23 protein-coding genes are annotated in these 18,944 nt (G+C 56.3%); 13 read left to right on the top strand and 10 right to left on the bottom strand.

Annotation, left to right across the window (positions count from 1 at the left end; translation table 11 throughout):
- The first annotated feature begins 22 nt into the window (after nt 1-22).
- Nucleotides 23-304, top strand: a complete 282-nt coding sequence (locus tag CLV88_RS15635; protein WP_106609350.1) for a DUF1330 domain-containing protein — start codon at nt 23-25, stop codon at nt 302-304.
- 57 nt (nt 305-361) lie between these two features.
- Nucleotides 362-589 (top strand): WGR domain-containing protein, encoded by a 228-nt coding sequence (locus tag CLV88_RS15630; RefSeq protein WP_106609349.1) that lies wholly within the window; start codon nt 362-364, stop codon nt 587-589.
- Here the strand turns inward: CLV88_RS15630 and CLV88_RS15625 are convergent.
- Nucleotides 586-1,782 (bottom strand): hydantoinase/carbamoylase family amidase, encoded by a 1,197-nt coding sequence (locus CLV88_RS15625; RefSeq protein WP_106609348.1) that lies wholly within the window; start codon nt 1,780-1,782, stop codon nt 586-588. The genes CLV88_RS15630 and CLV88_RS15625 overlap by 4 nt on opposite strands.
- 117 nt (nt 1,783-1,899) lie before the next feature.
- Between CLV88_RS15625 and CLV88_RS15620 the strand changes: the two genes are divergently transcribed.
- The gene (locus tag CLV88_RS15620; RefSeq protein WP_106609347.1) at nt 1,900-2,559 is read left to right on the top strand and encodes a histidine phosphatase family protein; all 660 of its coding nucleotides are present in this window, start codon (nt 1,900-1,902) and stop codon (nt 2,557-2,559) included.
- Nucleotides 2,560-2,569: 10 nt separating this feature from the next.
- On the opposite strand, the gene CLV88_RS15615 is transcribed toward CLV88_RS15620, so the two are convergent.
- Entirely contained in the window at nt 2,570-2,752 is a 183-nt protein-coding gene (locus CLV88_RS15615) for a zinc-finger domain-containing protein (RefSeq protein WP_106609346.1), read from the bottom strand.
- 106 nt (nt 2,753-2,858) lie between these two features.
- Here CLV88_RS15615 and CLV88_RS15610 point away from each other — a divergent pair, with 106 nt between their 5' ends.
- Nucleotides 2,859-3,791, top strand: a complete 933-nt coding sequence (locus CLV88_RS15610; protein WP_106609345.1) for an ABC transporter ATP-binding protein — start codon at nt 2,859-2,861, stop codon at nt 3,789-3,791.
- Between the two features lie 16 nt (nt 3,792-3,807).
- On the opposite strand, the gene CLV88_RS15605 is transcribed toward CLV88_RS15610, so the two are convergent.
- Nucleotides 3,808-5,385 (bottom strand): DUF5928 domain-containing protein, encoded by a 1,578-nt coding sequence (locus CLV88_RS15605; RefSeq protein WP_106609344.1) that lies wholly within the window; start codon nt 5,383-5,385, stop codon nt 3,808-3,810.
- Nucleotides 5,386-5,530: 145 nt separating this feature from the next.
- Here CLV88_RS15605 and CLV88_RS15600 point away from each other — a divergent pair, with 145 nt between their 5' ends.
- A complete protein-coding gene (locus CLV88_RS15600; RefSeq protein ID WP_106609343.1) occupies nt 5,531-6,349 on the top strand; it encodes a sulfotransferase family protein in 819 nt (272 codons plus the stop codon).
- 129 nt (nt 6,350-6,478) lie between these two features.
- A complete protein-coding gene (locus CLV88_RS22850) occupies nt 6,479-6,754 on the top strand; it encodes a hypothetical protein (protein WP_133169976.1) in 276 nt (91 codons plus the stop codon).
- Here CLV88_RS22850 and CLV88_RS15595 read toward each other — a convergent pair.
- Genes CLV88_RS15595 through CLV88_RS15585 form a run of 3 tightly spaced genes read right to left on the bottom strand, consistent with a single transcriptional unit; the run spans nt 6,751 to nt 9,207 of the window.
- On the bottom strand, nt 6,751-7,740 hold the full coding sequence (locus CLV88_RS15595) for an adenosine kinase (protein WP_243403684.1): 990 nt from the start codon (nt 7,738-7,740) through the stop codon (nt 6,751-6,753). The genes CLV88_RS22850 and CLV88_RS15595 overlap by 4 nt on opposite strands.
- A complete protein-coding gene (gene nth / locus CLV88_RS15590; protein ID WP_106609342.1) occupies nt 7,737-8,381 on the bottom strand; it encodes an endonuclease III in 645 nt (214 codons plus the stop codon). Before nth ends, CLV88_RS15595 begins: the two co-directional genes overlap by 4 nt.
- A 43-nt stretch (nt 8,382-8,424) precedes the next feature.
- On the bottom strand, nt 8,425-9,207 hold the full coding sequence (locus CLV88_RS15585; protein ID WP_106609409.1) for an ion transporter: 783 nt from the start codon (nt 9,205-9,207) through the stop codon (nt 8,425-8,427).
- Nucleotides 9,208-9,352: 145 nt separating this feature from the next.
- Between CLV88_RS15585 and CLV88_RS15580 the strand changes: the two genes are divergently transcribed.
- From CLV88_RS15580 to CLV88_RS15570, 3 genes are all read left to right on the top strand, one after another.
- Entirely contained in the window at nt 9,353-10,198 is an 846-nt protein-coding gene (locus CLV88_RS15580) for a bifunctional helix-turn-helix domain-containing protein/methylated-DNA--[protein]-cysteine S-methyltransferase (protein WP_106609341.1), read from the top strand.
- 118 nt (nt 10,199-10,316) lie between these two features.
- Nucleotides 10,317-10,970, top strand: coding sequence for a YiaD family glycine zipper/OmpA-like lipoprotein (locus CLV88_RS15575; protein WP_106609340.1), 654 nt, complete (start codon nt 10,317-10,319; stop codon nt 10,968-10,970).
- 166 nt (nt 10,971-11,136) lie between these two features.
- Nucleotides 11,137-11,673, top strand: coding sequence for an NADPH-dependent FMN reductase (locus CLV88_RS15570; protein WP_106609339.1), 537 nt, complete (start codon nt 11,137-11,139; stop codon nt 11,671-11,673).
- Here CLV88_RS15570 and CLV88_RS15565 read toward each other — a convergent pair.
- Complete coding sequence (locus CLV88_RS15565) at nt 11,670-12,065, bottom strand: VOC family protein (RefSeq protein ID WP_106609408.1); 396 nt, start codon at nt 12,063-12,065, stop codon at nt 11,670-11,672. The two genes, CLV88_RS15570 and CLV88_RS15565, sit on opposite strands and share 4 nt — an antisense overlap.
- A 38-nt stretch (nt 12,066-12,103) precedes the next feature.
- Here CLV88_RS15565 and CLV88_RS15560 point away from each other — a divergent pair, with 38 nt between their 5' ends.
- On the top strand, nt 12,104-12,907 hold the full coding sequence (locus CLV88_RS15560; protein ID WP_106609338.1) for an HTD2 family dehydratase: 804 nt from the start codon (nt 12,104-12,106) through the stop codon (nt 12,905-12,907).
- Here CLV88_RS15560 and CLV88_RS15555 read toward each other — a convergent pair.
- A complete protein-coding gene (locus tag CLV88_RS15555) occupies nt 12,904-13,938 on the bottom strand; it encodes an NAD(P)/FAD-dependent oxidoreductase (RefSeq protein ID WP_106609337.1) in 1,035 nt (344 codons plus the stop codon). The two genes, CLV88_RS15560 and CLV88_RS15555, sit on opposite strands and share 4 nt — an antisense overlap.
- A 60-nt stretch (nt 13,939-13,998) precedes the next feature.
- On the opposite strand from CLV88_RS15555, the gene mnmC2 reads away from it, so the two are divergent.
- Both mnmC2 and CLV88_RS15545 read left to right on the top strand, forming a co-directional pair.
- Nucleotides 13,999-14,676, top strand: a complete 678-nt coding sequence (mnmC2, locus tag CLV88_RS15550) for a tRNA (5-methylaminomethyl-2-thiouridine)(34)-methyltransferase MnmC2 (RefSeq protein ID WP_106609336.1) — start codon at nt 13,999-14,001, stop codon at nt 14,674-14,676.
- On the top strand, nt 14,673-15,545 hold the full coding sequence (locus CLV88_RS15545; RefSeq protein WP_106609335.1) for a DMT family transporter: 873 nt from the start codon (nt 14,673-14,675) through the stop codon (nt 15,543-15,545). Before mnmC2 ends, CLV88_RS15545 begins: the two co-directional genes overlap by 4 nt.
- Here CLV88_RS15545 and CLV88_RS15540 read toward each other — a convergent pair.
- Both CLV88_RS15540 and CLV88_RS15535 read right to left on the bottom strand, forming a co-directional pair.
- A complete protein-coding gene (locus CLV88_RS15540) occupies nt 15,542-15,838 on the bottom strand; it encodes an antibiotic biosynthesis monooxygenase family protein (RefSeq protein ID WP_106609334.1) in 297 nt (98 codons plus the stop codon). The genes CLV88_RS15545 and CLV88_RS15540 overlap by 4 nt on opposite strands.
- Nucleotides 15,839-15,940: 102 nt before the next feature.
- Nucleotides 15,941-17,893, bottom strand: a complete 1,953-nt coding sequence (locus CLV88_RS15535) for a lytic transglycosylase domain-containing protein (protein ID WP_106609333.1) — start codon at nt 17,891-17,893, stop codon at nt 15,941-15,943.
- A 162-nt stretch (nt 17,894-18,055) separates the two neighbouring features.
- On the opposite strand from CLV88_RS15535, the gene dapA reads away from it, so the two are divergent.
- A complete protein-coding gene (gene dapA, locus CLV88_RS15530) occupies nt 18,056-18,931 on the top strand; it encodes a 4-hydroxy-tetrahydrodipicolinate synthase (RefSeq protein WP_106609332.1) in 876 nt (291 codons plus the stop codon).
- The last annotated feature ends 13 nt before the right edge of the window (nt 18,932-18,944 follow it).

The raw sequence follows: 18,944 nt of genomic DNA, 5'->3' as shown, positions 1-18,944 counted from the left end.
TAAACCCAAAAAGGAGCTAGCAATGATCTACGCTTACGCCAAACTCACCGTGTCCAACCCAGACTCTCTTGCGCAGTATCGCGACAAAGCAGGCGCAGCTCTGCAACGGCATGGCGGCCAAGTTGTACAGGCCTCCGCCGAAGCAACAGCTTTGGACGGCGCGCCGGATCTGCCCGATGTGGCCGCCATCCTGTCTTTCCCTGACCGCGACAGCGCTTTGGCATGGATCAACGATCCCGCAATTGCCGATGTCCACGCACTAAGACGCGGTGCAGGTGCTTCTGATATCGTTCTCTTGGGCTAAAACAGAGACTATATCACCCCTATTGCGCGGCGAATCACCGTGCAATAGGATACAAGTATGGCGATTTGCATCCTCTACAAACCCTCCACCAAATCTGGCCCTCGGTTTTATAGGGTTGAGATCGCCATGAACCTATTCGAAGAGGTTTCCGTGTTTCGCGAATGGGGTGTCGCAGGTGGAAAAGGGCAGACCTTGGTCAGCATTTTTGGAAACCTTCGTGAAGCGTCCAACGCAGCCGACACATTCCGAAAGCGCGCTCAAAAACGCGGGTATGAACGCAGCTAGTTTGTCAGGCGGCGCACGGCCCCATCCAGCACATTCAATCCAGCGACCAAATCCTCTTCGCTTGTGTCTTCCTCAAACGCATGGCTAACCCCGTTAATCGACGGGACGAACAGCATCGCCACCGGCACGTGGCGTGCCACGTTTGTTGCATCATGCAAGGCACCTGACGGCATCGTACGCCACTTGCCGCTCACATAGGCCTCTGCCGCATCGCTCAACGCATCGCGCAAGCGGCCATCCATCTTGACCGGCTCCAATCCCAGCATTTCCCCAAATGTAACCGAGAGGCCGCGGTTCGCCGATATCCCGACCGCGGTGTCGCGAATAATGGTTTCCATCTGCCCAAGGCGCGCTGCCTCACTATCGCGCCATTGCAACGAAAACGTTACCTTTCCCGGTACTATCGAACTGGCGTTTGGATGAACCGCCACATGGCCAATAGTCCACACCGTCGACGGTGTGACAACAGGCGCAAGCATTTCGTTCAGCGCAGTGCCAAAAGCAATCAGCCCCTGAACTGCATCCTTTCGCAGATGCATCGGCGTTGTTCCCGCGTGGTTCTGCTCACCCTCAAAAGTGATCCGCATGTCACGAATGCCAACAATATCCGTAACCACGCCCACAGCTTCCCCGGCTTTATCAAGCCACGGGCCCTGCTCGATATGCATCTCGATAAATCCGGTGAACTGGGCCGGATCAACCCAATCCCCCACTAAATGGCTCATCCGTCTGCGCGCCGTCTCAAACCGCACACCATCGCGATCCGTATAATTGTCTGCGGTTTCCAGTGGCACCGCACCTGACCAGATTGTACTCCCTGTAGTGATCCCAAATCGGCCTTCTTCGTCTTGAAAAGACACAACCGACACCGCCGGACCGCCAGACTCTTTGGCCGCCCGCGCCACTTCCAGCGCTGCAATCACGCCAAGCGCGCCATCCAGCCAACCACCTTCTGGTTGGCTGTCGGAATGCGATCCTAGCAGCAAAGACGGCCCATCCGCCAAGCCCCAAACCGACCCAACTGGATCGACTTGAACCCGCAAGCCCGCCGCTTCAAAGCGCTCCATTAGCCACTCTCTTGCAGCAACATCTGCATCCGAAAACGCAGGCCGTACAACACCCTTTCCGATGCCCGACGCACCAAACTGGCGCAACTCATGCAAATCCGTCAAAAACCGCTCTGGATTGACCATCCGTCCCACTCCGCTGTTTGTCTAACAGTAATCAATCGCATTTATTTAACAAAGCACCTCTTCACCTCTCCGCTTGACTGAAATACTCACAAAGTATTCGTTCCAGAGGTTTATCCAATGCCACATATAACCCTCGTCCGTCACGGTCAGGCCAACACCACCGCACGCGACGAAGAAAGCTACGACCGCCTGTCTCCGCTCGGGCATCAACAGGCCGCTTGGCTTGGTGGCTATATGCGAGACATCGGCGACCGCTTTCAGCGCGTGTATACTGGCACCATGCGCCGCCACATCGAAACGGCATCCGCCATGGGCGCAGAGGAACACGCCGACATCGCGCACGACGCCCGACTAAACGAGTTCGCCTACTTCACCCTGTCACAACTGATGCAAGAGCAATACGGTCTAGAGGTGCCAACCGAGCGCGAAGGCTTTGTCAGCCACTTGCCTGCCGTGCTTGGCGCATGGGAGCGCGGCGAGATCGAAGGTGCACCAGAAAGCCACGAACATTTTGCTAACCGCATACAGGACGTGATGCAGGAAATCGCCGCCGGTCAGGGTCGGGCCTTGGTCATCACATCCGGTGGCCTGATCGGGTCAGTTCTGCGCCAAACCCTGTCACTGGACGTGGGCGGCTGGGCACAGATGTGCCTCGCAATCATGAATACGTCGGTGCATCGCTGGCAAATGGTGCTAGGGCAGCCACTATTGACCCAGTTCAACGGCATTGCGCATCTGGAAACGCCAGATCGCCACCACGCACAAACCCACCTCTAAACTCTGTGCTTCAGTTGTTCGCCGTCTCGTAGTCCTTATGAATGAATTTGCAATCGCAATACGAACACTCGACCCACCCTGTTTCCAGAGGGATCTGTAGCCAGACACGCGGATGGCCCAGCGCACCTTCGCCGCCGTCACAGGCCACACGATATGTCTCTACGATCTTGGTTTCCGGCGCTTGGATGGTCATATTTGCTCGTCCTCTGGTCGAAATTGCACGCGCTTAGCTTGTTGTCCTGTGCTCAGCGGTTTAAGTGCAAATATGAGGGATCGCGCAGCCGGGAGCAAGTGCAGCCATGACGCAGAATGCCATTGAGATTCAAGGCTTGCAAAAGACCTACCAAAGTGGCCGCAATGCACCAGAAAAGAACGCGCTCAAAGGTATCGACCTCGACGTCCTGGCAGGTTCAATTTTTGGCTTGCTTGGACCCAATGGTGCGGGAAAATCCACCATGATCAACATCATGGCCGGTTTGGTCCGCAAATCGCGCGGGTCGGTCCGTATTTGGGGATTTGATCAGGATGAAAACCCGCGTCAATCCCGCGCTGCCATCGGAGTCATGCCTCAGGAACTCAACCTCGACCCGTTTTTCACGCCACGCGGCGCATTAGAGGTTCAGGCAGGTCTGTATGGCGTGCCAAAATCCCAGCGCAACAGCGACGAGATTCTGGATATGGTCGGCCTGACAGACAAGGCAGAGGCCTACGCCCGCACATTGTCCGGCGGCATGCGTCGGCGGCTTCTCTTGGGCAAAGCGCTGGTTCACGCTCCGCAAATCCTCGTCCTTGACGAACCCACTGCGGGTGTCGACATCGAGCTGCGCCAAATGCTGTGGGCTAACATCCGCAAGCTAAACGCCGAACGCGGCATGACCATCATTCTGACCACGCACTACCTCGAAGAGGCCGAAGAAATGTGCGACGAAATCGCGATCATCAACCAGGGCTCACTGGTCGCGCGCGACAGCACCGCCAACCTCTTAAGACAGATGGACGCAAAATGCCTGGTGATTTACCCGATGGAACCGCCCAAAACGCTCCCTTCGGCGAAAAACATCCACGTCACGCGACGCAACGATGGTGCTTTGGCGATTGCCTACCACGCAAACGAAACAACGGCCGAAAACGCGCTCAGCGCCGTGCGCGACGCTGGCATCGCAATCCGAGACGTTAAGACCGAACAAGCCGATCTTGAAGATGTGTTCCTGAAACTGACACGCTCAGCCTGACTCTTGGGTCGCGAATTTAGTCGTCAAACAGGTGCTCGACGCCTGCAACATCCTTTGCAGTTTCCTCGGGCACCCGCAAAAACTCCATCAACGCGGCAATACTGTGGCTTTCTTCTTCGCCTTCACGAAGGTGCACCACATTCGTAAACCCAGCATCCAAAATGCGGTCGCTTTCATTCAAAATGTCGCGCCGAATGGTCGGCAACAGCCGCTCCAGTGTTTCTTGCGTTGTCTGCTCTCCGGCCAGCCCGATTCGGGTGGCATGCCCAGTCAGATACTCGTCGGTAAATTTGCACTGCAATTCAAGCATCCGTGTGGTGGACCTGTCGCTGAAAAAATCTTGCATCAGATCCATCGCAGACGGATCAAGACAAACGATCAGGCGATTTGTGTCGTAATAGTCAAACAACATCCTCATCAGCGCCCGCCGGTGCCGTGTCCGTTTCTCAAGCGTCGACTGAATACCGCCCAGATCCGGCAGCGGCGTACTTTCTTCGTTGAAGAGATAGGCAATTGCCGGAATGTCGGTTTTCTGTTGAATCCGATACAGCAGCCGCTTGGCCACATGCCATTTTTTACAGACCAGAATCATCAATTCGCGGTCGCGACCAAGCGATGATTCCGTCTCCCAGAATCGGCTCGCAAATCTCTTCCCTTCTCGCCCACGCCCGGTCAAAAATTTAAAAAGGCTAGGCCCTTCGGCGGAGATCTGAAACTTCACCCCTTCTTCTGCGTAAAGCCGCCCCAACCGTTCCTTTAGCTCAATGGCCTCGGGGCTGATCTTTCGCGCAAACAGGTAATCTTGGCTCAGCAACAATTCATAGTGGTCATTATAGAACGTCAACGGCATCCCATAGTCCGTAAACATCAGAAACGTCAGTGAACGTGACCGGATTTCTGCTGAAGGAACAAGGTGGCGCACAATCGTCTGAAAAAAAGTCTCATCCGGAATCCATGTGGTTCGGAAAAACCTCATTACATCTCGGCGTTGCTTCGTGAAATGCAAAACCGCCTCGATCGTTTCGCGACGCAAGCACCACCATTGGCTGCCAATCATAACCTGTAAATCAGACGGTATCTTACGCTCCAATCCCAGCTTGCGCTGAAAATTAAAAGCCAAATAGAACCTGCGCTTTTGCGTACGCTCATTGAACCAATGACGATAAATCAACCGCTCGCCTTGCATACCCGTCTTGATCCAGTTGCTTTCAAAAAAATCAAAGCTCTCGATGAAATCGACGTCATTTTCATCAAGAAAATCATGGATATACTCAGATGATTTGATCACCATGCAATCGCCCGACACCATGTAAAAATGCGTGGCACGTGGGAATTTCTCCACGGCGGTCTCAACCGCATACAAAGTGGCCTCGACAAGTGACCACTCGCCCCAACCGCACTGGATGCGCTTGTGTGCAAATGCTACGTTTGTATTGTCCGACAAGGCGTCCTTGATGGTTTGAAAATCCTCGGCCTTGGCCCGTGCGTCAAAATGGATCGAGATGTAATCGCCCGTCGCAGTCAGCCGCTCTGCCTGTTTGACAATCGCCTCTGGATCCTTGTGGCACAGCAAAATATACGCAATTTTCGCCATTCCAGAAACACTTGCCCCGCTTGCATGTTCGTTGATTACCCATTTAATCGTGAACACGCGTTGAATAAACAGACTTTATTTGCTTTTTTTAGGGTATTGGCGAAACAGGCCCATAAGGGCGGTGCCATTGACGGAGGCGGAATCTATGGGTTTTCCCGGAACTTGGATGACCGAGAGCGAAAGCGTGCTCTATCGTGTGGTCCCAAAATGCGCATGTTCGTCCATCGGACAAATCATGTATTACTCGGATCACGGCGTGTTTTTTGACGGTGATATTCACGACGCGAAATCTGGCATGCACAAATGGGCACTGGACGAAAGTCACCAGCCCATAATCGACAATGTACGTGAACATAAATCTTATGCGTTCACATGCGTGCGTAACCCTTACACCCGTATTCTTTCGTCTTTCTTTGACAAAATTTGCGGCATCCAGCGCAATGGGAAACGATATCGCGGCAATCTTGTACCGATGTTGATCCAAAAATACGGCATCGATGTGGGGGGTGATTCCGGACAGGAAGAGTTTGACCAAATCAAAAGCTTTCGTCGTTTTCTCCTGTTTGCCCGCGATACCATTCGCTGGCGCAGACCAATGGACCCGGACATCCATTGGTCCGCAATGTCAGGTCACGTCTCCACATTCATTGTCAATGGTGGCGCCTACGACAAAATCATCTGGACCGAGAGCTTCAACGACGGAATGCAGCAGGTACTGGACAAAATCGAGACGCCCAAAGAGATCGACCTAACAAAGATCCCTCGCTTCAACGAATCCGAGGGGCACGGCCCCAAGCGTGCGCACCCGGTTGAAGACTACTTTGATGATCTGTCGATGCACCTCGTTTACGAAATTTACAAACGCGACTTTCAACTGTTCAAATACGATTTTGAAAATCCGGGCAACAAAATGCCCATCGGTGAGATTGATCTGGGCGAAGTGCACGCCAAACTTGGCAATTGATGGCGGGGTATTCTGGCAAATCGCTCTGGCAGAAGCGGGGCCTCAAACCCGGTCTGCGGGCGGTTTTGCTAAATGCGCCAACCAATTTTCACACGCTGCTACGAACTGACGTGCCAGAATTAACTTGGTGTGAGACACGATCAACGTCTGCCCAGACGTCGCGCCTGTCTGTGCCGACAAGCGCACCCCTCTCGAGGTAGTTTTGATCAACGCACACGGCGCAATCTCGCCCAATGGCATGGCCTGTGGCAGCTGGCCCAAAAAACCGCGGGCCAACCCAGTGAAATCACGGAAGACGCAATCCGAAAGATCGCGCTACCGATGGGCCTTGTCGACGTAGAAGTCCGCGCCGACGACAAAACCTGGTCCGGCCTAAAACTCGCAATTCGAAAAGAGCTGCGTTAACCGATCAGCCCTTCTTTGCGGAACAAATCCTTCACGTCTACTTCGGGGCGTGCGCCATAATGGCTGATCACTTCTGCGGCCGCGATGCACCCCATACGGCCAGACACCTCAAGACTCTGCCCTGTAGCAAACCCATAAAGGAACCCGGCGGCAAACTGATCACCGGCCCCAGTAGCATCAACCGGAACAATCTCGTTCACCGGAACCGAAACTTGTTGATCACCCTGAACCAGTACAACATCATGGCCCGACCGTGTACACACGATCAGCCCGCTATCGGCTGCTGCTTGCTCCAGCGCCGTCGACAGATCAGTTTGGTACAATGATTGCCATTCGTGCTCGTTGCCAATCACAAAATCCAGGTCCCGCACCAAGCGGCGGAAATCGTCGCGGTGACGATCGACGCAGAACGGGTCGCTCAGTGCAATACCGGCCTTACCGCCTCCCTCCCGGCACAGCTTCGCCGCCCGCTCAAATGCTTCTTTTCCTTGTGGCTTGTCGTAAAGATACCCTTCAAGGAACAACAGCGCCGCATTACCAGCCACATCATCCGATACATCATCCGGGCCCAACTCCGACGAAATCCCCAAATAGGTGTTCATCGACCGCTCACCGTCTGGTGACACAAAAATCATCGACCGCGATGACGGCAGCTCCCCTTCCGCAACCGGCGGGTTCACAAAATCGGTTCCTTCAGCCTGCATCGAGCTTGCATAGAACCGGCCCAGCGCATCGTCATGCACGCGCCCGATAAACCCGGTCGTCAACCCTAACGATCCCAGCCCAGCGACGGTATTGGCCACAGACCCACCCGGTGCCTGTGTGCGATTGGTCATCGCAGCATAGAGCATCTCGCCCCGCTCTCTCTCGACCAGCTGCATGATGCCTTTCTGGATACCCATCAGGTCCAGAAAACTGTCATCTGATTGCGAAATCACGTCCACGATAGCGTTGCCGATACCGACAACCTGATATTTTTTGTTCACAGGTTTTTTTCCTCAAACATACAAAGATCCCGGATCAGGCACGTGCCACACATAGGCTTTCGCGCCTTGCAGACATAACGCCCGTGCAGGATCATCCAATGATGCGCGTGTAGCTGAAAGTCCACCGGAATGTGGTCTTCTATGGCGCGCTCTACGGCGACAACGTCCTTGCCCGGACACACACCGGACCGGTTTCCGAACCGATAGATATGCGTATCCACCGCCTGCGCCGGATACCGCCACCACATGTTCAAAACCACATTCGCGGTCTTACGACCCACCCCCGGCAGACTCTCCAGCGCGGCACGTGAATTGGGCACTTCGCCGCCATAGTCCTCAACCAGAATTCGGCTCAGCTTGATAACGTTTTTGGCCTTGTTTCGGTAAAGCCCAATTGTCTTGATATGCTCAATCAACTGCTCTTCACCAAGATCGAGCATCTTCTGCGGCGTATCAGCCACCTTGAACAGCTCTTTTGTCGCACGGTTCACACCAACGTCCGTCGCCTGTGCAGACAGCGCCACCGCCACGACAAGCGTGTAGACATTCACATGATCCAGTTCGCCAACGGGTTCGGCTTCGGCGGCCTCGAATCGTGTGAAAATCTCGCGGATCGTATGATAATCCAGTTGCTTTGCCATTCATCCCCCACCCACGCAAACCACCATTTAGGTGCTCTTCACGCTAGTCTTTCTTGTCACGCTCTTTCAAGAGCATCTCAATATCGGTCAGCCGCGCCAAAACTTCATCCCGGTAATTGTCCGTGCGCTCATCCGCCTCAACGTGGTGCGCATCCTGCATCGAGTTCACCACCAAACCTACGACAAGGTTCAGCACAACAAATGTTGTCAGCAAAATGAACGGCACAAAGAACAGCCACGCATAGGCGTAGGTCTCCATGACCGGACGCACGATTCCCATCGACCAGCTTTCAAGCGTCATAATCTGGAACAGTGAATAGCCAGACTTGCCCAACGTGCCAAACCAATCCGGAAACGCAGCGCCAAACAGCTTGGTCGCCATCACAGCACCGATATAGAAAATCAGCGTCATCAACAGAAAAACCGACCCCATGCCGGGCAGCGCGTTGATCAACCCTTCGATCACTCGCCGTAACGATGGTGCCACCGACACGACCCGCAGCAATCGCAAAATCCGCAACGCCCTAAGTACAGATAGCCCTTGCGCAGCAGGAATGAGCGCGATCCCAACAATCACGAAATCAAACAGGTTCCACCCATCCTTAAAAAACGCCCAGCGCCGCACGAACATCTTTGCCAGAATTTCGACAACAAAAACGGCGAGACACAGCCCATCGAGCGTGATCAAAAGCCCGCCAACCGCATCCATCACCGTTTTTGACGTCTCAAGCCCAAGAATAATCGCGTTAAACAGGATCACGCCTAAAATGGCGTTGCGAAACAGTGGGCTGTCGATCACCGCGCCCACGCGGTCTCTTAAGGTCATTAATGTCAGGTCCATATCACTCAGGGTGGTTCGTGTGCCTTCATATGGTCAGCATTGCCGAACAGACAAGCAGATTGCTCAAGAAACGGGTCGCAGGGCGGCAGGTGGATCATTATTCTGTCATCAGACCACCCGGAGATTACCCATGTCCAACATGGAACACAGCTATCACTTCAATGTAATGCGCCGCGCCATCGATCTGATCGACGCAGGCGACGAACAGCTTTCGCTTGAAAACCTCGCAAGTGAAATGGGCATGAGTCCTGCGCATTTCCAGCGCCTGTTCACCAAATGGGCCGGTGTTTCGCCCAAAAAATTTCAGCAATACCTCGCTCTTGGTCACGCTAAAGCCCTCTTGCACGAACACTTCACGACCCTCGAAACCGCAGACGCCGTGGGGCTCTCGGGCTCTGGTCGCCTGCACGACCTCTTTCTTAAGTGGGAGGCGATGAGCCCCGGCGAATACGCCCGTCGCGGCGGCGGGCTGACAATCTTCTGGGGCTGGTTCGACAGCCCCTTTGGCCTCAGCCTCGTGATGGGCACGGAAAAGGGTATCTGCGGCATTGGTTTCGCCTCAGAAACCGGCACCGAGCCCACGATGGTGGATCTCACCTCGCGCTGGCCCAAAGCCACGTTTGTCGAGGACCCGATGTTCCTGCGCCCTTGGGTACAGGCCGCCTACAATGCCCAGAACAACGACCTGTCCGAAGTGCCCATCTACCTGATCGGCTCCGCGCTTCAAATCAAGGTTTGGGAAGCCCTTATGCGCATCCCTTCGGGCAACGTGTCTACCTATTCCGAAATCGCGCGTGTCATTGGCGCACCCAAAGCCGTGCGCGCCGTTGGCACCGCCGTAGGGCGTAACCCCATCAGCTGGTTAATCCCCTGCCACCGCGCCATGCGCAAGTCTGGTGGTCTAGGCGGTTATCACTGGGGCTTGCCGGTCAAACGTGCCCTCTTGGCCTATGAAACGGCCCGCGCTGCGTCCTGAACGGTCACAATCTCGGCACCGAACCGCCGATGACGCAGCTTCACCTCTTGGGACAGCGCGAAACATCGCTTATGCTTAGGAAAAGCCGCAAAAGCGGCGCAAAATCCGAGGCACCGAGATGACCAAATTCGCACTTTCCCTTTGCGTGGCCAGCGCACTTACCCTGACTGCGTGTACAGACCCAGGTTATGTCGCCGGAAGCGGCGAAGAACGCGATGCGTACCGCCAGACCAAAACGGGCGCAGTCATCGGCGGACTGTTTGGAGCGGGCGTCGCCGCAGCCACCGATAACAATGTTGCCATTGGTGCCGCAGTTGGCGCTGGGGTTGGTGCCATCATCGGAAGCGAGCTTGACAAACAGGCCGCCGAGTTGCGCGAGGACCTCGACGACGAGGTGCGCATCGAAAACACCGGCGACCGCCTGATCCTGACAATGCCTCAGGACATTCTGTTCGACATCGATAGCTATACCGTAAGTTCAGGCTTGCGCGATGATTTGGGCAAAGTCGCAACCAGCCTTAACAAATACCCAGACACAACCGTTCAGGTGCTCGGGCACACTGATAACACCGGTTCGGCCGAGCATAACCAAGCACTCTCCGAACGACGCGCCAACGCGGTGGCGGATGTGCTACTCGAAGGTGGCGTTCCGGTGCAGCGCATCGAAACCATTGGCCGCGGCGAAGATCAGCCGATTGCCTCAAACCTTGACGAAGCTGGGCGTAAACAGAACCGTCGTGTTGAGATTGTCATCTTGCCCAACGCAACCTGATCACTCGCAGAACACACCATTGGGCGGCGCATCACCATCGCGTCCAATGGTGTCATGCTCTGTCTCACAAAATAGACAACCGGACAAAATTACTGCTTTGCGGCAAACCTTGTACGCTCCCAGCGCGCACTTAGGTTTCTAGAACCAGCAACCATAGGTTCCCAATATGCCCCATACACTGCTCGGCCTTTCCGGCGCGCTCCGTTCGAGTTCCACCAACAGCAATCTCCTCCGCGAAGCCGCCCGTCTTTACGGCGCAGACACATATGTCGAGGCCGACTTGAACCTGCCGCTCTACAATGGCGACGAAGAAGACCGCAACGGACTGCCCGAAGGCGTTAACCAGCTCGTCGACCAGATTGCCAATGCAGACGCTGTGCTGATTTCCACCCCAGAATATAACGGTGGCATCACCGGTGTTCTCAAGAACGCACTCGACTGGATCAGCCGCCATACTGAGAAACCCCTTGTCGGCAAACCCACCGCTTTGATGAGTGCAGCTGCGGGGCGTGCCGGAGGTGTGCGTGCCCAAACCATGATGCGCTCCTGCCTCGTGGCATTCCGTCCGCGCATCACGCTCGCACCAGAACTCAGCCTCGCCAATAGCGGCAGCGCTTTTGACGCCAATGGCAGGCTAACAAACGAGCGCACCGAAGCATCGCTAAAAACCCTTATGGACGCATTGCGTGCCGACATTGGCTAAATGGTATTGCTGATCTCCAGCAAATTGCCATCAGGATCGCGAACATAAATCGACTGGATGGGCCCCGTCGCCCCGGTCCGCTCTACAGGCCCATCAACAACCGCGATATCAATTGTGGTGAAATGGGCCTGCCAGTCATCCAGCGCGACATCGCTTAAAAAACACAGATCCGCCGACCCTGCCGTTGCATTCGCCGCTTTCGGCTCAAACTCACGCCCTGCTTCGTGCAAATTAATCTTTTGCACCCCAAATTTCAGCGCCCAGCGCGTCTTTCCGTCAGCGGGCTGAAATCGCTCTGCCTGCATCCCCAAGACATCGCAATAAAACGCGATAGTCGCGTCAACATTTGCCACCGTCAAAACCAGATGATCCAACGCGCGTAGTTCCGGCATACCTTGTCCTTTCATCTGTTCAGCCCTAGCCTTCTGCCATGCAGGATGACGCCCAGAAACCGTTTCGTCAAAACGACATACTCGACCCGGCCCGCGCCAACGCTTGTCTGAGGGCTCTGGGTCGATTTGCCGATATCGAAACTGGTGTGTACCTGCCTCCATTCTTTCACCAGCTTTATTTCTGGGATGCGCAACCACCCACAAACCTCGGTCGGGACGGTCACCCAAAACTTGGCGGAATCATTCCCGACATGGGTTTGCCCCGCCGTATGTGGGCGGGCGGTCAGCTCGAGTTTCTCGCACCTCTGCGCGCCGGACTGCCCGCGACCAAGACTACCACGGTACACAAGGCCCTTCACAAAAAAGGCCGCACTGGCCCGCTCGGCTTTGTCACCCTCTGCCACGAAATTGCGCAAAATGGAATCATCGCCGTCCGAGAATACCAAGACCTCGTTTATCGAGAGGACCCAACACCTGATTCACCCAAACTCACATCCGCCGCGGCACGTACAGACGAGGTTTCCAGTGTCACGCACAGTTTCGACAGCACACTACTTTTCCGCTATTCAGCGCTCACCTTCAACGGCCATCGCATTCATTATGACCTCGACTACGCCCGCGATGTCGAAGGCTACACTGGCCTTGTCGTGCACGGCCCGCTACTTGCCCAGCTTCTAATGCTTTTTGCTCAGGAATACCTTGACCAACTTAGCCATTTCTCGTTCCGCGCCACCGCTCCGCTGATGCACTTTGAACCGGCGACCTTCTGTTGGGGCGGTGATGGCACCCTTTGGGTGCGCGGCCCGGATGGTCGCCGATGTATGACAGCAACCGCGTCCTAAAGCGATGCTTCAGGCCGAAATCCCTCTGGAATGGCGTTGCGCCCCTCCAGCACCATATCAGCCATCACCTGTCCCACTTTGGGCGCCATACCAAACCCGATTTTGAATCCACCATTGGCGATGTAGTCACCTTTTCTCAACGGGTGTACCCCCAGCATCGGCGCCCGGCTTTTGGCTCTTGGCCGCACCCCGGCCCACCGCTCGATCACCTCAGCCCCCGCCAAATCCGGAACCGCCGTAATAGCCCGCGCCAATACATCCTCTAACTGCGCATCTGTCCGATCCGGTGCTTCAAACTCTCGCTCACTGGTCGAACCTATGGCAACCGTCCCGTCCGAATGCGGCACCACATGCACTGCATCCGCAAACAACTGCGGCAGTCCACGCCGATCTAATCTCAACAGCGCCGCCTGACCTTTTACGCCATTGCCGACCATACGACCCATCTCGCCGGACAACTCGACCAAGCCCTGCCATCCAGTCGCCCAAACAACCTTGCCTTCGGGCGCGCCTGTCGCAACGATCTCGCCACCTCGCGCGCGCAAAGCTGCCGCTAGCGCCGCACAGGCGCGGCGAGGGTGCATACGCGCGCTCAGCGTATCCTTGATCCACCAACCAGTTGGTGACACCGGCGCCCATGCGCTCAACGCTTCTCCTGGGACCACTTGCAATGTCGCCCGTCCCTGCCATAACTCCGCGGCACTCACCTCACGCGCTCGCGCTAGATCAAGCCCGCGTTCGTTCATCACCGGTTGCACGCGCCCCGTGCGCCCATACCCTGACGACACGCCACCAACAGTCTCTATTTCAGCCCAAAATTCCTCTGCCATAATCAAGCTCTCAAATTGAAACGCCTTCTTGTCGTTCCAATTCTCTGGCGTATGCGGGGCCAAGGCACCAACAATGCCCCCACTCGCGCCCGCACCAACGCCGCCCGGATCAATCACCCGCACCTTGGCGCCGCGCTGTGCACATGCCCACGCGACGCTCAACCCAAACGCCCCGGCGCCCATCACGGTTATATCCACCATTGCCAAATCACCCCGGCTCGTCCAATCCTGCACTCCTCACCTTCCATAAGGTATCCACCGATGAGCGACCAGCACGCAGATCTTGAGTGGCGCGATGGGGCCATTCCCGTCTCAACCCGATTCAACGACCCTTATTTCAGCTTGGAAAACGGTCTTGCGGAAACGCGCCATGTGTTTCTGGCCGGCAATGATCTCCCGGCGCGCTTTGCCCCTGGTTTTCACATTGCCGAACTCGGCTTTGGCACCGGCCTCAATCTTCTCACCGCTTGGATGGAATGGGACGCCTCGGGACAAACCACGCCACTCACCTTCACCAGCTTCGAGGCGTTCCCCATGAGCGCCACAGAGATGGCCCGCGCCCTCGAGGCCTTCCCGGAGCTCGGCGAATATGCCAAACGCCTCGTTGCCGCGTGGCAAAGGGATCCATCTCTGACCACTTTAGAGGGCATCAACGCTCAAGTCCTAATTGGCCACGCGCACGAATGCCTTGCAGCACAAAATTTTGCAGCCAATGCATGGTTCCTAGATGGATTCTCGCCCGCAAAGAACCCCGAACTCTGGGGTAAGGCCCTTATGAAACAGGTGGGCGCGCATACCGCCCCCACCGGCACTGTCGCCACCTATACTGCCGCCGGGTTCGTGCGCCGCAATCTCGCGGACGCTGGTTTTGAGGTCACTCGTACCCCCGGCTTTGGGCGCAAACGGCACATGACCATCGGCAGCAAGCCCGCGATATGAGTGCAGACAACCCTCGCTTCGGCATTCTCCTGATGTCGCTTACCACCTTTGTCTTCGCGGCACAGGATGGTATTTCGCGCCACCTTGCAGGCGAATACAATATCTACCTTGTGGTGATGGTGCGCTACTGGTTCTTCGCCGCTTTCGTCATCGCTCTCTCGGCCCGGCATAGCGGTGGCCTACGCGCCGCGACCACCACCGGTTTCCCCCTGCTCCAAGTCCTGCGCGGCGCCATCCTCGCGGTCGAGATTTGCGTGACTGTACTTGCCTTCACCCTGCTTGGTCTGACCGAGACCCACGCCATTTTCATCTGCTACCCCCTTATGGTTGCCGCCCTCTCTGGACCAGTGCTTGGCGAACGGGTCGGCTGGCGGCGCTGGCTCGCAATCGGGGTTGGTGCAATTGGGGTCATGGTCATCCTGCAACCGGGATCGGGCGTCTTTACGGTCTGGGCCATTGTCCCGCTCCTCGGAGCTTTACTCTTTGCTCTCTATGGCCTGCTTACACGCTATGTGGCCCGCCGCGACACCGCACAGGTCAGCTTTTTCTACACCGGCACAGTCGGCTGTGTGGTCATGACCGCAATTGGTGCCTTTCATTGGGAACCCATGTCTGGCCCCGATTGGCTCTGGATGGCCGCGCTTTGCTGCACCGGCGCATTCGGCCATTGGCTCTTGATCAAAGCCTATGAAGCAACCGAGGCCAGCACCGTTCAGCCTTTTGCCTACTTGCAGCTGCCATTCGCGGCGATGTTTGGTATGATGTTCTTTGGCGAAACGCTGCGCACCAATGTCGCCATTGGCGCTGTCATTGTCGTGGCAGCGGGGCTTTTCACCTTCTGGCGCGAACGCAAACGGGCAAGCGCCTAACCTTCAACCGAATCATAGTGTCTGATACTGCGAAACTCGACCAAATCCGCTTCCGCGGGATCGATATGTGGATCACGATAATCTTCACCCACAAATGCCTTCAGCGCCTCCAAGTCACGCCAGACCATGACTATGCTGAACTCTCTTGGCGTCTCCGGTCTTGGCGCACCCGGCAAGACCGAAATCACACCCTCTGTGTTGCGCATCATCGGTATCGCGGTTTCATGAAAAAACTGGCCAAAGGCCTCTTCCATGCCCGGATGTGTGACCACTTGGAAAATACGAATAATCATGCGCCCTCCTCCCTTGATTGGGGCGCCTGCACCTGACCGCCTCATCGTGCCCGGTCGTCTTTGATGGATAGTCTAGCACTATTTGGTACTTCTGTATGCGCCTCACTCCACGGGCAGCATCGTGTCCCCGACAATCTCACGTCCGAACGACACCGGATGAGGGTTCTTTCCCAAACGCGCACGATATACTGGCAGGCTCTCGGAAACACGCATCACATAGTTGCGCGTCTCGTTGAACGGGATCATTTCGATCCAATCCACCATGTCCTCGACACTGCCCCCGCGCGGATCGCCGTTGCGCTCCATCCACCGGATCGGCCGCCCCGGTCCGGCATTGTATCCGGCGGAAATCATGATGATGTTCCCATCAAACTGTCGCCCCAACCCGGCCAGATAAGCACTGCCAAGCCGCGCGTTATAATCCGGCTTCGATGTCAGCCACGCGTTGGAATAAATTTCCCCGGTGGCCGCTGCCACTTGCCGCGCCGTACCCGGCATCAACTGCATCAAGCCACGCGCGCCTGCGCCGCTCACCACGACAGGGTCAAATTCGCTCTCGCGACGCGCGATTGCCAGCGACAACTCTGCGGGCACTGGCAGGTTCTGATCCTTGAGCGGATGCAGCGCATAATACGGCCCCGGCAATGTAATCCCACGACGCACGATCTTTTTGCCCAGCATCACCGCTATATGCGGCGCACCCAGCTCTTGTGCCATTGTACCCATCTGGCCTAACCCGGCACGATCCTGCCCTTCGCTCAAATGCACCCAAAACTGTTCGGCTCGGGTCAATTCACCGGCTTCCAGAAACTTCACCGCCGCCGTGTGCACGCTCGAATGCGCCCAGTCAGTTTGCCGCCAATCCGCAAAAACTTCATCACCACGCAGGCTTTCATCCCATGGCACTCCGGCCTTCTCTGCGGCCAGCAAACCATAAAAACTCGTTTGATGCGCGCCCCCAGCGGCATAGGCCAGCTGAGCGGTTTCAGCATCCCCCATAGCCTCATAGGCGCGCCCCATCCAGTATCCCGCCCGACCCAGCGAAATTGGCGTTTCAACTGTCTGGGCAAAGCGTACAAAATGCACCGCCGCCTGCTCAGGCTTGCCCAAGAATCGCAGCGCAAGATACCCGGAAAGCCATTCGCAGTCAGAGTAGCTGTATCCCGAATCCGGCGCTAATCCGTGGGATGAAGCGATATCATATGCCAGCTGATAGTTTCCCGCACGCATCTGACTTCGCATCAAAGAGCGCCGTCTCGGAGCCCATTCTGCCGCTTCACCCAATGACCCCGCTTTGCTGCGCGCCAATAACAGCTCAATGGCCGCATCGTCGCGACCCTTGCGGTGGCGCCACACAAACCGCTCGTGTGCCAATCCCGGATCGCTCTGCATCCCCGCCGGGACAGCGGCAATCAGCGTATCTACTCCATTGACCTGTTCGCGTAGTCCAAGCCGCGCCTGTGCCAGCTTGACCCAGCCGTCCGGCACCAAGTCATACATGCGTTCAGAATTGTCACGCCAACCCTTCCATAACATCGCGTCCAACCGGGCTATGTGATGCGGCTTCAATATATCGCCGTGGCGCTCCAGAAAAACCGCCTGCGTCGGAGCATTCAACCCCATCGTGCGCCACGCCAGCACAATTTCCGCTTCCGCCGCGCCGGCCTCTCCGATGCGTTGCAATACATCTGCATGGGCCAAAACACCTTCGGCGGTCTGCGCCGACTCATTCAAAAAGAACGACAGCCGCGCCTCGTAGGGTGCATCGACAAACGCCTCTTCGGCTTGCTTGCGCAAAAACGCCAACCCCGGCCAATCAGCACGACGCTCCAAAAATGCTAGCACCTCCTGCGGTGTGCCCTCGCCTGCACGCAGTCGGTGCCACTCGATCATATCCCGGGCCACGGCATCGCTCTGGGCCACAGCTTCGACCGCACCGCTCCATTCCTTGGCCCAAACCGAGGCCATTGCGGCCTTCATGTCGGCCGTCCCTTGGGCAAAAATGGCTCCAACACTAAAAACCCACAGCAACAGGGGCAGACAAAGACGCAACATGACTTGCAATTTCCAATGCAAAAAAGGATAGAGCCTAAACAATAAATCGTGCACCAACCTGCCTACAATTCACATTCTTGGCAAGGCGGCGACTTCTCGCTAGTGTCCGCGCGATTTCTATACGGGCAATCCTGCCCAGCTACGCAGAAAAAGGAGCGTGCCATGTTCAAAGGGTCTTACCCCGCACTCGTCACGCCGTTCACGAACGGCGAGCTGGATTTGGAAACGCTCAAGAAGCTGGTCGAATGGCATATTGGTGAAGGTACAAACGGTTTTGTCCCAGTTGGCACTACCGGTGAAAGCCCGACTCTGACCCATGAAGAACACGAAGCCGTGGTAGAAGAAGTCGTGCGCGCCTCTGCTGGCCGTGCGCCGGTCATTGCCGGGGCAGGGTCAAACAACACGCTCGAATCCATCCGCCTGGCGCAACACGCCGAAAAAGTGGGCGCTGATGCGATTCTCGTGGTGACGCCATACTATAACAAGCCCACCCAACGCGGCCTCATCGCGCACTTCACCGCAGTGCATGATTGCTGCAGCCTGCCAATCATCATCTACAACATTCCCGGCCGCTCGGTTGTCGACATGACACCCGCGACCATGGGTGAATTGGCCAAACTTCCACGCATCGTGGGCGTAAAGGATGCAACCGGCGATCTTGCGCGCGTCAGCCAACAGCGCGCCAGCTGTGGTGCGGATTTCGTCCAGCTTTCTGGTGAAGACGCAACCGCACTGGGCTTTAACGCGCACGGTGGCGTCGGCTGCATCTCGGTAACAGCAAACGTCGCTCCGCGCCTTTGCTCCGAATTTCAGGCGGCAACGCTTGCGGGTGACTATGTCACGGCGCTGGAATACCAAGACCGACTGATGCCTCTGCATGAAGCAATCTTTATCGAACCCGGTCTTGTGGGTGCAAAATTTGCAATGTCGCGTCTTGGTCTGTGTAACGAGGAAGTACGTCTGCCGCTCACCTGCCTCAGCGATACAACCAAGGCACAAATCGACGATGCACTGCGTCACGCCGGTTTGATTAACTAAATCGACCACATTC

This window comes from Shimia abyssi, from assembly GCF_003014475.1.
Taxonomy (GTDB): domain Bacteria; phylum Pseudomonadota; class Alphaproteobacteria; order Rhodobacterales; family Rhodobacteraceae; genus Shimia; species Shimia abyssi.
The sequence above is the reverse complement of the archived record's forward strand: the minus strand, read 5'-3'. Positions and strand labels throughout refer to the sequence as shown.